Origin of the sequence: Psychromonas sp. KJ10-10 (genome assembly GCF_047323245.1) — a bacterium.
Taxonomy (GTDB): Bacteria; Pseudomonadota; Gammaproteobacteria; order Enterobacterales; family Psychromonadaceae; genus Psychromonas.
Map to the genome: position 1 here is coordinate 3,129,555 of NZ_CP178826.1, position 15,766 is coordinate 3,145,320.

At 36.3% G+C, this 15,766-nt stretch carries 9 protein-coding genes and 8 pseudogenes; 4 read left to right on the forward strand and 13 right to left on the reverse strand.

Annotated elements, in window-relative coordinates; all coding sequences use genetic code 11:
- Positions 1–101: 101 nt before the first annotated feature.
- From ACLKMH_RS17990 to tig, 13 genes and pseudogenes are all read right to left on the reverse strand, one after another.
- Complete coding sequence (locus ACLKMH_RS17990; protein ID WP_413699356.1) at positions 102–521, reverse strand: methyltransferase family protein; 420 nt, start codon at positions 519–521, stop codon at positions 102–104.
- Positions 518–1,220 (reverse strand): annotated as a pseudogene (gene sfsA, locus ACLKMH_RS17995) (DNA/RNA nuclease SfsA). Before sfsA ends, ACLKMH_RS17990 begins: the two are co-directional and overlap by 4 nt.
- Before the next feature lie 357 nt (positions 1,221–1,577).
- Positions 1,578–2,006, reverse strand: a pseudogene (locus ACLKMH_RS18000) (hypothetical protein).
- A 141-nt stretch (positions 2,007–2,147) separates the two neighbouring features.
- Positions 2,148–2,426: pseudogene (locus tag ACLKMH_RS18005) on the reverse strand (peptidylprolyl isomerase).
- Between the two features lie 97 nt (positions 2,427–2,523).
- Entirely contained in the window at positions 2,524–2,925 is a 402-nt protein-coding gene (locus ACLKMH_RS18010) for a methyl-accepting chemotaxis protein (RefSeq protein WP_413699357.1), read from the reverse strand.
- A gap of 22 nt (positions 2,926–2,947) precedes the next feature.
- Positions 2,948–4,405, reverse strand: coding sequence for a methyl-accepting chemotaxis protein (locus ACLKMH_RS18015; RefSeq protein ID WP_413699358.1), 1,458 nt, complete (start codon positions 4,403–4,405; stop codon positions 2,948–2,950).
- Positions 4,406–4,581: 176 nt separating this feature from the next.
- Positions 4,582–4,734 (reverse strand): hypothetical protein, encoded by a 153-nt coding sequence (locus ACLKMH_RS18020; RefSeq protein WP_413699359.1) that lies wholly within the window; start codon positions 4,732–4,734, stop codon positions 4,582–4,584.
- A 199-nt stretch (positions 4,735–4,933) separates the two neighbouring features.
- Entirely contained in the window at positions 4,934–6,475 is a 1,542-nt protein-coding gene (locus ACLKMH_RS18025) for a SurA N-terminal domain-containing protein (RefSeq protein ID WP_413699360.1), read from the reverse strand.
- A 128-nt stretch (positions 6,476–6,603) separates the two neighbouring features.
- Positions 6,604–6,880, reverse strand: a pseudogene (locus tag ACLKMH_RS18030) (HU family DNA-binding protein).
- A 156-nt stretch (positions 6,881–7,036) separates the two neighbouring features.
- A pseudogene (gene lon / locus ACLKMH_RS18035) lies at positions 7,037–9,335 on the reverse strand (endopeptidase La).
- A gap of 224 nt (positions 9,336–9,559) precedes the next feature.
- A pseudogene (clpX, locus tag ACLKMH_RS18040) lies at positions 9,560–10,845 on the reverse strand (ATP-dependent protease ATP-binding subunit ClpX).
- A 22-nt stretch (positions 10,846–10,867) separates the two neighbouring features.
- Positions 10,868–11,487 (reverse strand): annotated as a pseudogene (gene clpP / locus ACLKMH_RS18045) (ATP-dependent Clp endopeptidase proteolytic subunit ClpP).
- 90 nt (positions 11,488–11,577) lie between these two features.
- Positions 11,578–12,929 (reverse strand): annotated as a pseudogene (gene tig, locus ACLKMH_RS18050) (trigger factor).
- Between the two features lie 453 nt (positions 12,930–13,382).
- Here tig and ACLKMH_RS18055 point away from each other — a divergent pair.
- The 4 genes from ACLKMH_RS18055 (at position 13,383) to ACLKMH_RS18070 (ending at position 15,704) form a co-directional block, all read left to right on the forward strand.
- Positions 13,383–14,420: a cache domain-containing protein gene (locus ACLKMH_RS18055; protein ID WP_413699361.1), complete on the forward strand. Its 1,038-nt coding sequence runs from the start codon at positions 13,383–13,385 to the stop codon at positions 14,418–14,420.
- Positions 14,411–14,629, forward strand: a complete 219-nt coding sequence (locus tag ACLKMH_RS18060; protein ID WP_413699362.1) for a methyl-accepting chemotaxis protein — start codon at positions 14,411–14,413, stop codon at positions 14,627–14,629. The genes ACLKMH_RS18055 and ACLKMH_RS18060 overlap by 10 nt, the downstream gene beginning before the upstream one ends.
- On the forward strand, positions 14,607–15,053 hold the full coding sequence (locus ACLKMH_RS18065) for a methyl-accepting chemotaxis protein (RefSeq protein ID WP_413699363.1): 447 nt from the start codon (positions 14,607–14,609) through the stop codon (positions 15,051–15,053). The genes ACLKMH_RS18060 and ACLKMH_RS18065 overlap by 23 nt, the downstream gene beginning before the upstream one ends.
- A 285-nt stretch (positions 15,054–15,338) precedes the next feature.
- The gene (locus tag ACLKMH_RS18070) at positions 15,339–15,704 is read left to right on the forward strand and encodes a VOC family protein (protein WP_413699364.1); all 366 of its coding nucleotides are present in this window, start codon (positions 15,339–15,341) and stop codon (positions 15,702–15,704) included.
- Positions 15,705–15,766 lie beyond the last annotated feature (62 nt).

Consider the following 15,766-nt stretch of genomic DNA (forward strand, 5'->3'; position numbering starts at 1 on the left):
GCCCTGAACAATTAATATTTATTAGAAGAAAGTAATTTTAAATGAATTTCTAAATGTTAAAGGCAAGTGACAAATAACATTCGCTATTTATCAATAAAACCTCACCACAACAAAGGTATAAAAGCCTTAGTTGTTTTCTGATAATCCTTATAGTCACCATACTTATCAACTAACGCCCTTTCTTCAAATCGAGCTTTCAGCGCCAAGGTTATTATTAATAAAACCCAGGCAAATAATTTCCACCAAATTAACTGACAAAAAACTAAACCTAATCCAGCAAAGAATAAAGAACAATACATAGGATGACGAATATAACGGTAAATTCCTGAAGTAATTAACTGCCCTGTTTGTTTAGGAATGGGTCTGACATTAAAATTTCCTGGAGGGTTCGCAAGAATTGCAAATAAAGCAATCACCGCACCAATGACAACAAAAACGACACCTAATATCGACAGATTCCAATTCGCAATTGGCCAGGCTAATACTAATAATAGAAAAAACTGCATTACAACATAAATCATAATTCACCTCCCAATTGAGAACCTACTAATCGAGAAAGAGGTGCGAAGTAACAAAGCACTTCAACACCCTGTTTTTTTGCTTGTTCAAATAATTGAGCATATTTTTGATCAATATGTGCGGCGTACCTTAACCGAACTGATCCCACTGTGTAAAACCGCAAATAGCAATACGGCCCGGTGCCCTAATGCTTTCATTTCCATTAATTCGCGCAGATGTTTTTGCCCTCTTACGGATACCGCATCTGGGAAAAAACCTTGCCCAGGTGCGAAGCTCTCATCTAATAAAGTACAACTCTTTACTTCAACATAACAATCCTGTTGATTAGGGTCACTCAACAGAAAATCGATACGACTATTTTCACTGCCATATTTAACTTCTGATTGCATCTCACTATATCCAACAAGTTTCTCTATTGTATCGGCTTTTAAGGCCTCAGAGACTATCTGATTAGCGAGCGCTGAGTGAATACATATTAAATCCCCTTTTGCCGTTAATGTCAGCTCCCAGGTATACCTATATTTACGTTTTAAATTTTTAGATTCACTATAAAAAACAGTATCACCAACCTCTGCACACCCTGTCATCGCACCGGTATTTGGGCAATAAATAGTGATAACTTCACCATTTTCCAATGTTACATCAGCAAGAAAGCGTTTATAACGTTTTATTAAGGTGGCTTTTTGTAAATTATTAAACATACGTTTTCTTATTCCTAGGACTTTTGTATGTCATTGTACTCAGTTTAAACTAAATTAAAATTGGCAAAATTTAGACTTGTGGAGCAAAAATTTGAAAGGTTTTATAATGATAAGGTAAAGCGCTAGGTTAAATGGATAACCCTAGCGCCGTTAAATAACCTCAGCTCGGGATAAGCAAATCGATACAGTACCGTTATTTCCGCGGATTTCTGCGTTAAATCATCTACCAATAGCTAGCTATTGCTACGATGATTTGCCTTGAACTACGCAAAACTAACGACACTGTATACATACTAACAATAACAAATTGATTTTATGTAGAATTTCGCTTTCATTAACCCGAGTTGAGGTTAAATATTATTCTCCTAAGGTAAATTTAGTATCGCCTTCGCGCAATAAATACAGAGTGATGCAAGCGACTAACATAGGCTAAGCGACAAAAAATAATAGATTATTATTTTGAAATGGGCTCATATAAATTGCATAAGCAGATAATGTTGAACCTGCATGCATTAAAAGAATAAGACCGTAAGTAAGACGTTTTTTTATGCCGGTGATAAACGAAACAATTAAAAGTAATTGTACTGTTGCTAAGACATATGTGACCACGTGGTTGGTCATACTAATCCCATAAAAATGTTCAAAAACCTTACCTGTATGCGCGGGGTTAATAAACTTATCTAGGGTCCATACAAACATCACAATAAACACCCCTAAACGTAAAAAGAATAGTGACCATTGCGACTTGTTTTGAAAGTTTGTTTCGTTGAGTACATTTGTTGACATATCTAATCCATATTTATAAAAGTTAATACGAATGATAATAGACCGCGCCAACGAAATTTAAATTTCAGGTTAATTGAAAGAAATCTAAATAAAAAACGAATGTTTTAAAACTTAGTTTAGCTAAAAGAACAGTTATAACACTCAGGTTCGATATAGAACCTTTACAATATGCCATCCGTGTTTTGTTTTTACTAAGGTAGGAGTGAGAATTTCACCTGTAAAACAAACTTTATCAAAGGCAGGTAACATTTGACCTTTTTTAAATTCACCTAAGTCACCTCCTTTTTTGCCCGATGGGCATGAGGAATATTTTTAGCAAGCGTTTGAAACTTAGCGCCTTTATTAAGTTTCGCTAAAAGTTCCTCTGCTTGCTCTTTATGTTTTACTAAAATATGCAATCGTCGCTACTGTTCTTGCCATGTTTACTCTTGTTTAATGATGAATAATCTAACAATAATAACATATACAAAATCAATTGCGACTTGGCTTTAAATACAGTATCAATTAAGAATACGATTTAAACTTTAAATTTATTCAGCTGAATACCCTGTTCTTGAACTTGCTGTTTCATAAGTTTGGCATAGCCAACTTGTTCAACAGCACCATTTGAAACCTCTTGACTAATATCGCGTATATTAGTTGTATTGCAATTTATTTCTTCAGAGGTAGCAGACTGTTGCTCAGCGGCGGTCGCTATTTGTAAGTTCATGTCACTGATCTGCAAAATGGCACCGCGAATGCTTTCAAGAATTTCATTTGCTTTTAGCGCCTCTTCCGCTGTTGTCATAGCAATGCTCCTACTATCTTTAATATTACTTTCCGCTTGACGAACACCTGTCTGTAATTGCTCGATCATAGTACGGATTTCACTGGTAGATTGTTGAGTACGAGATGCGAGAGACCTTACTTCATCCGCCACAACCGCAAAACCGCGGCCTGTTTCACCAGCTCTTGCCGCTTCGATAGCGACTGTTAAGTGCTAATAAATTGGTTTGCTCTGCAATACTGGTGATAACCGTTAAAATAGATTCGATGTTATTACTAAAATTGGCCAACTCAACTACAGATTCAACAGCAGTTTCCATTTGCACCGCCAGTTCGTCAATAGAACGTGTAGCATTAGAAACGATACTTACGCCTGTTACTGTTTGTTCATCAGCTGTTGTTGCTGATTGCGCCGCAATTTGAGCATTACTCGCGACTTCAACGGCACTACTGGCCATTTCATTCATTGCTGTCGCTAATTGATCAAGTTCTGCTAACTGTAAATTTAACTCCTGTGAAGCTTTCTCTGACTCATTGCTTACATTTTCAGCACTTGTATCTACTTCTAAGGCTAATCCTTTTACATTACTTATCATTTCTTGGAGATTTGCGATAAAAGCATTAAATTGAATGGCCACTTCGCCAAATTCATCTTTTGAGATAACAGGCAAGCGTTTTGTTAAGTCACCATTACCACTATTAATTTCGACTAAAGAATCTGTCAGTAAACCAATAGGTTGAATAATTTTTTTCATCACTGCGGTTAATAGCACAATGCTTATTAGTACACTTATAAAACCACCTAGCAAAGCTTTAAAGCCCATTGCATTTGCTTCAGCCATAATGATATTTTCATCAACAACAACGCCAATATACCAATCCATGTCCTTTAAATGGCTTAATGCGGTAAAACTTACCCAATGTGTTTTTCCATCGATTTCAACTTCTTGTAACGCCTTATCTAAAGATAAATTTTTACCCGAAAATAACTGACTGTAGCTTTTACCATTATAATCACTATTAGGGTGACTAATAATATTACCTGTTTTCGTTAATAAAAATGCATAACCTGCATTATTAAAGGTTAATGTATTCAATGAATCAGAAACTGTTTTTAAACTTAAATCACCACCAAAAGCACCTTTAAACTGTCCTTTATCAGTCAAGTTTGCAACCACAGAGATTAGAATATCCTTTGTAACAGCATCTGCATAAGGTTCCGTTATTTTGGCAGTTTGTGATGATTTAGCTAATTCATACCAAGGCCTCTTTCGCGCATCCCACCCATCTGGGTTCCAAGTTGGATCATTGGTTATGGCTTTTCCATCCGTTGCCAAACCTCCAAAAATAAGCAAGAAATTGTCCTTTAGTATTGGAGCATCAACAGCTTTTTGGATATTTTCAGGAGTGAAGTCTGAATCTATTATCTGAGAAGCTAAATCGATTACCTCTAGCTTTCCATTCAACCAATGGGTTATTTGCAGAGCAAGTGCATCACTTGACTCTTCTATCGCATTACTCGAATTTTGTCGCAAAGTATTAGTCATCACTTTATATTGAAAAATTGATAATGCACTAATTGCAATAATAAGTACTAGGGATGAAGCTAAAACTACTTTAAGAGACACTTTCATGGTCACTCCGAAGAATAAAGAACTTACACAGATAATAGGCTCAATATCCAGATTTGCCATAAATAAAATAAAATGATTTTTACAAAAAAGCAGATTTCTTTCTATACAAAAACTGCAAGCATGAAAAAGGCGACCAAAAGGTCGCCTTGATATTCGTTTAAAAACAAACTTAGTGATTAATTAGCGACTGGATATTTAATATCTGCAGTAGCCATTAATTGTGTTAACAATGATTGATATAACTGCTCAGAAGCTGAACGAGAAAGCATGCTCTCAATTTGTCGCTTAACATCGTCATCCTCTGCACTTGCTTCAATAACTTGCGACAATTCAATAATCGCATAGTTACCTGTGCTTGTTTCTACCCAACGACGAGAAACATCACCCGTTTCTGGTTTTTCCAGTTTGAATAAAGCTTGAATAATTTCATAATCATATTCACGGCTATAACGAGAGAAAGTTAAATCTTCACTAAAACTGAGACCTTTTTCTGTTAATTCACTATCAACCGATTGCTTATCATTTAATTTAGTAGTGACATTTTGAACAAACTGCTTGGCTAATTGCTTGCGCTTTTTGCGCTGTCAATTGCTCTTTGATCTGCTCAGTAACCTCAGATAAAGGTTTTAACGCGACCTCTTTATACTCATTAACACGCACTACAATGGCTTGATTATCAGCAATTTCAATTAAATCTGAATTCATTCCTTCTTCACGGAAGTTACGATCAAACACAGTTTGTAGTACTGCTTGGCTTGATAATAAGCTTGGTGCCGTTTCAGCAGTAAATAGCTCCGTACGCTGAACTTCAACAGAAATCGCCCCAGCGACTTCTTCAAGATTATCTGGAGACTCAAAGGCAACTTCACTTAGACTTTGATGTAACTCGTAATAAAGTTCATTGGCTTTTTCTTCCTGTAATGAAGCTTTCACGCGCTCACTCACTTCAGCAAGTGGTAATGTTTGCGCTTCCTCGATTTCAATTAGCTTAATAATATGATAACCAAATGGCGACTCAACTACTCCGGAAAGAGGAGATTCAGCAGTTAACGCAAATGATGCATCATTAAAAGCTTCTTCCATAACGCCGTCTTCAAACCAATCTAGCTCACCATTATTTTTAGCAGAAAAAGTATCATCAGATTTCTCTAACGCAAGTACACCAAAATCCGCACCGTCGTTAAGTTCTGTTAAAATTGCCTGTGCTTTTTGACTTGCTTCATCAGTAACACCTTGAATTAAAATATGCGCTACTTTACGACGCTCAGGACGTTGGTAATCTGACTTGTGTGTATCATAGAAAGCTTCCACGTCAGCATCCGTGACATTCACTTGCTCAGCAAGTGAACTACCATCTAAATAAACATAATTAACACTCACTTGCTCTAATGATTGGAATAAGTGGCTATTATCTTGATAATAAGCGTTTAATTGCTCATCTGTAATGGCTTCTACAGTTTCAAAATCGGTTGTATTAACGGTTAATACTTTTGCCATACGTTGTTGCGCTTGCAGTGTATTAGCAAGTTCAACTTCCGTTGGTAAAACAAATTCACTATCAGCTAACATTTGTAATAACTGACGACGAGCAGAGTCATTTTTTAAACTTTGGCTAAATTGCGCTGGAGCATATCCTGCTTGACGAAGCATGGCTAAATATTGGTCATTATTGAATTTACCATCAACTTGAAATTCAGGCATATTACGAATTTCATTTTTGATTTGTTCATCACCAACACGTAATCCTAAATCTTCAATTGCCTGTGCAATTAATGCATCAGAAATAAGCCCTTGTGTTGCCTGTGCTCGAACCTGTTGAGCGAAATTTGGGCTAGAGGCTAATAAGTCAAACTGTTCACCATACTGTTGTTGTAAACGAGCACGTTCATTTTGGTAAGCCTGCTCAACACTTGTTTGACTGATCTCTTGATCGTTAACAGTAACAGCAACGGCAACACTACTGCTACCTAAATAACTGCTTACACCAGCTAATGCAAAGGATAGGATGATTACAACTAATACCGTCTTAGTCGCAACACCTTGAGACCCTTCACGCAATTTATCTAACATAATCTTTTCTCTACCTGTTATTACTCAGCACAATTTATTATCAACTGAGTTGAATGATTTGTGCTCTAGCTTAAAACAAAAAAAGCGCATCATGTGACGCGCTTATTGCTTGATAAACAAACGACGAATTAAGCGTTGATTGCATCTTTTAATGATTTACCCGCTTTAAATGCAGGAACTTTAGCGGCTTTAATCTCAATCGGCGCACCAGTTTGTGGGTTACGACCTGTACGTGCTTGCACGCTCTTTTACAGAAAACGCACCAAAACCGATAAGTGAAACAGAATCACCTTCAACAAGTGCACCAGTGACACTTTCGATAAACGCGTCTAATGCACGACCAGCGGTAGCTTTAGAGATATCTGCACTTTCAGCAATGTTATCGATTAATTGTCCTTTGTTCATTTTTAGTTCTCCATTTTTTATAATTATGGTGCGCCGCCTAACTAGGTGAAAACACACGTTAAAACATATTTGTTGTTAGGCTACTTTGCAATGCGAGCAGGTGCAAGTAAATTTAATAGAAATTTTACTACACCCCCATTTTATGCTGTTTATCACCTATTTTTTACCATTTTCAGGTGTTTTTTCTACACAGAAGCCCTTAATACTTTCACTTAACGCAATTTCTAATACCTCATCAATCCATCGAACTGGTTTAATTTCCAGCTGATCTTTGATGTTTGCAGGTATATCTTCTAAATCACGAGTATTTTCAAAAGGAATTAAAACCGTTTTAATGCCTCCTCGACGAGCGACCAATAACTTTTCTTTTAAACCACCAATTGGTAATACTTCACCACGTAGTGTAATTTCTCCGGTCATTGCCACATCAGCTCGAACAGGAATACCTGTCAGACTAGAAACAAGTACTGTGCACATAGCGGCACCAGCACTAGGGCCATCTTTTGGTGTAGCACCTTCAGGAACGTGAACATGTAAGTCGCGTTTTTCATGGAAATCACTATTGATACGCCATTGTTCAGCCTTCGCACGGACAACTGTCATTGCCGCTTGAATAGACTCTTTCATGACATCGCCCAGTGAACCAGTATAATTTAGCTTGCCTTTACCCGGCATCGAAGTGGCTTCAATGGTTAATAGTTCACCACCAACTTCGGTATAGGCTAATCCAGTCACTTGACCAACTTGATTTTCATCTTCCGCTTTACCAAAATCAAAACGTCGAACACCTAAATAATCTTTAAGATTATCAATAGTCACGGTGATATTTTTGAGTTTTTTATCGAGTAATATTTCTTTTACTACCTTACGGCAGATTTTAGAGATCTCACGTTCTAAAGCACGTACACCAGCTTCACGAGTGTAGTAACGAACAATACCAATTATTGCGCTATCATCAAGTATTAATTCACTTGGTTTAAGGCCATTTCGTTTAATTTGCTTATTAGTTAAATGTTCCTTAGCAATATTCATTTTCTCATCTTCTGTGTAACCAGAAAGACGGATCACTTCCATACGGTCAAGTAAAGGACCAGGAATGTTCATTGAGTTAGAAGTTGCAACAAACATTACATCACTCAAATCATAATCAACTTCTAAATAATGATCATTAAAAGTAGCATTTTGCTCTGGATCTAACACTTCTAATAAAGCAGAAGCAGGATCTCCTCGCATATCGGAAGCCATTTTATCGATTTCATCTAATAGAAACAGTGGATTTTTAACCCCTGCTTTAGTCATTTTTTGGATAATTTTACCAGGTAAGGAACCGATATAAGTACGGCGATGACCGCGTATTTCAGCTTCATCACGAACACCACCTAATGCCATACGTACATACTTACGACCTGTTGAACGCGCAATAGATTGGCCTAGTGAAGTTTTACCTACACCAGGAGGACCAACTAAACATAAAATAGGCCCTTTCAATTTATTAATTCGAGTCTGCACCGCGAGGTATTCTAAAATACGTTCTTTTACTTTTTCTAAGCCATGATGGTCTGAATCAAGAATTTCCTGTGCTTTGGCAATATTCTTTTTAACAGGTGAACGTTTTTTCCATGGCACATTTATCAGGCTTTCTATATAGGTGCGTATGACACTTGCTTCCGATGACATTGGAGACATCATTTTTAATTTTTTAAGCTCGCCCTCTGCTTTTTCTTTTGCTTCCGCAGACATGCCAGCATCTTCAATTTTTTTCGCAAGCTGATCGTTTTCGTTACTACCTTCTTCCGTTTCACCCAATTCTTTTTGGATAGCTTTCATCTGTTCGTTAAGATAATACTCACGCTGACTACGTTCCATTTGCTTTTTGACACGGCTACGAATACGTTTTTCAACTTTAAGAATATCTTCTTCACTTTCCATCATCGCCATTAAAAACTCAAAACGTTCTGTAATTGAGGTAATTTCAAGGGTCGCTTGCTTATCGCTTAGGTTAAGTGGCATATGAGCGACAATGGTATCAGCCAAACGTTCTGGTTCATCAATGCCATTCACCGAAGCAAGTACCTCTGGTGGAATTTTTTTATTGAGTTTAATGTAAGACTCAAACTGCGTTAAAACACTTCGTAACAGCGCATCTTCTTCTTCGTTATCAACCGCATCACTTTCTAATAACTCAACTTCAGAGAAGAAATAATCTTTATTATCAATGTTGTCGATAAGTTGCGCTCTTTGTACCCCTTCAACGAGCACTTTCACTGTGCCATCGGGTAATTTTAATAATTGTAAAATATTAGCAACAGTACCGACCTTGTATAAATCATCCATACTTGGATCGTCTAAAGATGCTTCTGTTTGTGCAACCAATAATACTTTTTTGCCCTGCTCCATAGCGTGCTTCTAAACAATTAATCGATTTTTTACGTCCAACAAACAATGGAATGACCATATGCGGGTACACCACTACATCACGTAACGGTAAAACAGGCAGGGTTAGTTTCAGCTCTGATACAGTTTTCATAAATTCCCCAGAAAATATTTGCCCATGAAAGATAGAGGCAAATTAAATAGACATTGAAAATTTAATACTGGGGATGATAGGATTTTTTTCAAGGCAAGAAATGAAAAAGGGAGCTTAAAGCTCCCTTTTATTGCAATTAATCAATTAATTGTTTATTTATCAGACGAAACCATCTTAGTCTGCTCTTCTGAATAAATGAGTAAAGGACTCGATTCACCAGAAATAACGTTCTCATCTACAACCACTTTCACCACATTTTCAACCGATGGTAAGTCATACATAGTTTCTAATAACACTGATTCAACAATAGAACGTAAACCACGAGCACCCGTTTTACGACTCATTGCTTTTTTAGCCATTGCTGATAATGCTTCTGGACGGAACTCTAATTCAACATTTTCTAATTCAAATAAAGCGACATATTGTTTTGTAATTGCATTTTTAGGTGCAGTTAAAATTTCAACTAATGCTTCTTCATCTAATTCCGTTAATGTCGCGACAACAGGTAAACGACCAATAAACTCAGGATCAAACCATACTTAGCAAGATCTTGAGGTTCTACTTTCTTAAAGGTATCACTTAAAGATTCTTTATTATCTTTATCACGAACCGTAGCACCAAAACCTATACCAGCACCTGTATCAATACGTTGCTCAATAATGCCATCAAGCCCAGAGAAAGCACCGCCACAGATAAATAGAATCTTAGAGGTATCTACTTGGATAAATTCTTGATTTGGATGTTTACGTCCACCCTGTGGCGGAATAGAGGCAACAGTACCTTCAATTAGTTTTAGTAATGCTTGTTGTACACCTTCACCAGATACATCACGTGTTATAGATGGGTTTTCAGACTTACGGGTAATTTTATCAATTTCATCGATATAGATAATACCACGTTGGGCTTTTTCAGGGTCGTAATCACATTTCTGTAATAACTTCTGAATGATGTTTTCAACATCTTCCCCCACATAACCAGCTTCGGTTAAGGTAGTAGCATCGGCCATAGTGAAAGGAACATCTAATAAACGAGCCATAGTTTCAGCAAGCAATGTTTTACCACTACCTGTTGGTCCAATTAATAAAATATTACTTTTACTTAATTCAACGCCATTTGACACATCACCATGTTTAAGGCGTTTGTAATGATTATAAACCGCAACAGCTAACACTTTTTTAGCGGTATCTTGGCCAATAACATAATCATCTAAATTAGCTCTGATTTCATGAGGTGTTGGTAATTTTTTATCTGCATTATCTGACTCAGAACTTTTGCTGATTTCAGCAATTTCTTCTTTAATAATGTCATCACAAAGATCAACACATTCATTACAAATATACACCGATGGACCAGCAATCAGTTTTTTTACTTCATGCTGACTTTTTCCACAAAAGGAGCAGTACAATAAACTACTACTATCGCCTTGTTTATCTGTCATAGTTATTCCTTAATTCCTGTCTTTATCGCTTAGTGAGTACAGAATCTACAATACCGTATTCTACTGCTTCATTAGCACGCATGAAATTATCTCGATCGGTATCATGCTGTATCACTTCAATATCTTTACCCGTATGGAACGCAAGTAGTTCATTCATACGTTGTTTAGTCGCTAAAATTTCTTTTGCATGAATTTCAAAATCAGATGCTTGACCTTGGAAGCCACCTAATGGTTGATGGATCATTACTTTTGCATTTGGTAAACAATGGCGTTTACCTGGCGCACCACTGGCTAGCAAGAATGCTCCCATGCTCGCCGCCATCCCCATACAAACTGTACTCACATCAGGTTTAATAAACTGCATAGTATCGTAAATAGCCATACCAGCACTAATAGAACCACCTGGTGAATTGATGTAAATAAAAATATCTTTTTCTGGGCTTTCCGACTCTAAAACAATAATTGAGTCGCAATTACGTTAGCCATGTGATCTTCAACAGGACCTGTTAAAAAAATAACACGCTCTTTTAAAAGGCGAGAATATATATCATATGAACGCTCGCCTTTTGCAGTTTGTTCTACAACCATAGGGATCAGAGCATTATTAATTGTATCAGTACTTCCAGCGAATGGATTTGACATTTTCTATCCTAAAATTATGTAATTGATTTCTAATTATGACGATTATTAATGAAAAATGGCCCGAGTGAGTTCACCCGAGCCATTAAAAACTTAAACAGTTACGACAATATTTACATTAAAATGTAAGATTATTGCGCATACTGCTTTGTTCATCACGTCATCAAATGATTTATTAACTTCACTTACTTTAGCTTTTTCGATGATAAAATCAACTGCTTGCTCTTCTAATGCAACATTTTCCATGTTTTGCATCATTTCTTTATTGTTTTTGTAGTATTCAATAACTTCTGCTGGGTTTTCATACGCAGAGGCAAGCAGTTTCAATTAAAGATGCCACTTTATCTTGGTCAACTTTAAGTTCATTAACTTTAATCACTTCACCTAATAGTAGACCAACTTTAACACGTTTTTCAGCTTGTTCTGTAAATAATTCAGCTGGTAACTCTGGCATGTTTTTAGGATCGATTTGTTGACCGTAACGTTCCATCGCTTGTTTACGAAGAACTTCAATTTCACCTTCAACTAATGCTTTTGGAACTTCAAGCTCATTACCTTCAACTAATGCTGTTAATACAACGTCTTTCGCATTATTTTTAAGCATTTGCTCAAGTTCACGCTTCATGTTTTGTTCTACATCTGTTTTAAGGTCAGCAATATCACCACTTTCAACGCCAAATTTCTTAACAAACTCTTCTGTAATTTCAGGAAGATTTTGCTGTTCAACTTTAGTTAGTTTAATTGCGAATTGTGCTGTTTTACCTTTTAGGTTTTCAGCATGATATTCTTCTGGGAAAGTAACGTCGATAGTGAATTCGCTACCTGCTTTATTTCCAACAATACCTGATTCAAAACCTGGGATCATGCGACCAGAACCTAATACGATTTGGAATCCTTCAGCTTTACCACCTTCAAATACTTCACCATCAATTGAACCTTCAAAATCAACTGTTACTTGGTTTTCATCAGTCGCTTCTGTTTCAACTTCAGTCCAAGTTGCATGTTGTTTGCGTAAAGTTTCAATCATTTTATCAAGATCAGCATCTGTTACTTCAGCTGTTTCTTTTTCAATGCTAAGTTCAGCAAGATCCGCTAATGCAACTTCAGGGTATACTTCAAATGTTGCTGTAAAAGTGAACTCTTCACCTTTTTTACGTGCTTTAGGAGCAACTTTAGGTGCGCCTGCTGGATTTAATTTTTCAGCAACAATCGCTTCAAAAAAGTTACGTTGCATAACTTCACCAGCAACTTCATTCTCAACTGCACCACCAAAACGTTTCATAATTACTGAAGCAGGTACTTTACCCGGACGGAAACCATCAACACGTTGTGTTTTTGATAATTGACGAATTCTGCTATCAAATTCTTTTTCAAATACTTCAGCTAGCGACAGAAATGGTCAATGTACGTTCTAGGCCTTGTGATGCTTCTACTGAAACTTGCATATTTTTTCCTTTATCTTTTACGTTAATATTTTTAAATTCTTATTGTATTGCTATAGATGTGGGCAAACAAAGAGATTACAAGGGTTAGTTTAAAAAAACCTGTAATTTCTTACTAAGAACTTAAAATCAATCTGGTTGATGAAATTTAAGACGCGCTATTATAGACAAGCTTTTTCTGAGAGTCGAGTTTTACACAGCACCCGTATCACATTTTGTCAGCAAGCAAAGCGTTTTAGGAGGCAAATAAAGCTTGTTCAGCGTGTTGCTTAAAATTCGCACTGAATCAAGGAATAGATCTACTTTTCAAAAGAGAATAGTTACTACTCCGATTTTTTATTTTGCTAAATCTGATTATTAGACTAATTTCTAATGAGCTGTCAGAAATTATTACCTGCAAAAAACATCTCATTTCAATGATTGAATCTAATAAGCTTTTATAAATAAGAGGTTAAAATGTTAAAATCTTTAAAACTGCAAATCTATATGTTGGCGTTTATACCTTTTCTATTGATTGCTTTCTTAAGTATATTTAATGAAATATCAATTACGAACAAAATTAAAACTCAAGTCAGTGAGATCACCGAAGAAAGTACATTAGAAATTGAAAAAAAACGCTTATATACAATAGTTAACTCTGCGCTTTCAATGATCCAGCCTTATATTGAAATGGAAGGTAAAACAGGTATGAAAGAAGGCCTAAAGCAGTTAGACCTATTTCGTTTCGATGACGGTGAGGGTTACCTGTTTAGTTATCTCTCTGATGGTACGCGAGCTCAACATGGTAAAGGGAAAGGTATCGGCCAAAACTTTTGGGATTCGCAGGATAAAAAAGGTAATTACACTACACGCCTTCTCGTTGAAGCTGGTAAAAATGGAGGAGGTTTTACTTCATACTACTTTCCTAAACCAGGTGAAAAGGAAGCTTCCGAAAAACACTCATACGCATATTATATTGCTAAATGGGATACCACAGTCATAGCTGGTATTTATATCGATGGTATTGATGAAATCCAAACAAGCATTGATGAATCGGTCTCTGAGGTGATTGATGATGAAATAATGGAATCTTTTATCATCTTCGCTTTAATTTTTATTGCAGTTATTATCGCCGTATTATTCGCAGTTAATCTATTGTATTTACCACTTAATAATCTGCGTCATTCCGTTAAAGGTTTGGCCTCAGGCGAAGGCGACCTAAGTACTAATCTGCCCCACTCCCGTATTGACTTATTAGATGATATTGCCGGTTTCTTTAATACCTTCATTGGTAACATGGCTCAAGATATTCGCGACTTAAAAGAAACAAGTAATGAACTAAAGCACATAGCGGAAACTTCAAGTAATCAACAAGTTCAGTTAAATTCATTATCTCATCAACAAAAAGATGAAACGACGCAAATAGCGCTACCATCGATGAAATGGCATCTTCTTCCAACGAAATTTCATCAAATGCAGAAAATACACAACATTCTGCCGAAGAATTGGAGTTAGAAATCGAAAGTGTATTAAAAGAAGTTGATATTTCAGACCAACAATTAGTCAGTCTGAATGAGTTAATGGGGAGCGTTCGAGGCTCTGTTAATGAACTGAGTGATAATGTTAGCCTTATCCATTCTGTTTTGGGTGTTATCCAAGGTATTTCAGAACAAACTAACTTATTAGCATTAAATGCGCTGATTGAAGCGACTTCGAGCCGGTGAACAAGGTCGAGGCTTTGCAGTGGTAGCTGACGAAGTAAGAACATTAGCTCAGCGAAGCCAATCCAGTACAGTTGAGATAAAAGAAATCCTTGAAAAGCTTCAAACAAGTGCAGAAAAAACAGCAAATGATATGAACAAATCAGATCAACAACGTGCAGTTGTCACCGAGGCAATGGAAACAATTAAAAACATTATTGGCCGAAGTGGAGAAGCAATACAAGCATTAGCGACCATGAATGTGCAAATGGCCAACTCTGCTAAGGAACAATCTACCGTGGCTTCTGAAATTGCGGAAAGAATAAATGGTATTGCTTCCCTCGCTGACCAAATAGGCAATACATCATCGGATGCTCGAAACCAGTCAGAGGGGTTAGAACATCAATCTAAACTTATTTCTCAAATGACAGATAAATTCACAATTTAACACTCAAATTTATTAAAACTACATATTCGATGTTTTTAACCATTTGAAACATCGAACAACCACTACTTCCTTATTAAAAATAATTGTAACTTTAAAATATTTAATACTAGTCGCCCTGCTCGCCTAAAATTAAAATAAAATTTTTAACACTTGCATTTGTAAGTGGATTAAATAATATGAAATTGTATCTATTTCTGCCATCAGTTATATTTTTTTGAAGCTAGATCAAGGTGCTACCGTAAAACTTATAATACTGTTAAATGAATCTTAATTAGGAGTGTATTGATGAAAATTGATTATTTAGAAATCCCAAGTAAAAACATGGAAATCACCAAAGAGTTTTTTAGCACTGTATTTGAGTGGACATTTGAAGGTTATGGCGCTGAATATATGGTTTTTTGGGGCGCAGGTATTAATGGTGGTTTTTATTTTCACCCAGACTTAACCTGTACCACGGCCACAGGCTCTGTATTGCCCGTGCTTTATAGTGAAGACATCTCTGCTACTCAAAGTAAAATAGTTAAAGCGGGTGGGGAAATTATCAAACCTTTATTTGCATTTCCTGGTGGTATTCGTTTTCATTTCACTGATCCAAATGGTAATGAATATGCAGTATGGTCAGATGCCAAATTACCAAAGGGTATCGTTTAGTTTTAGACATTAACTAATATTATGGAATAAAAAATGGCAACCATTTGGTTGCCATTTTTATT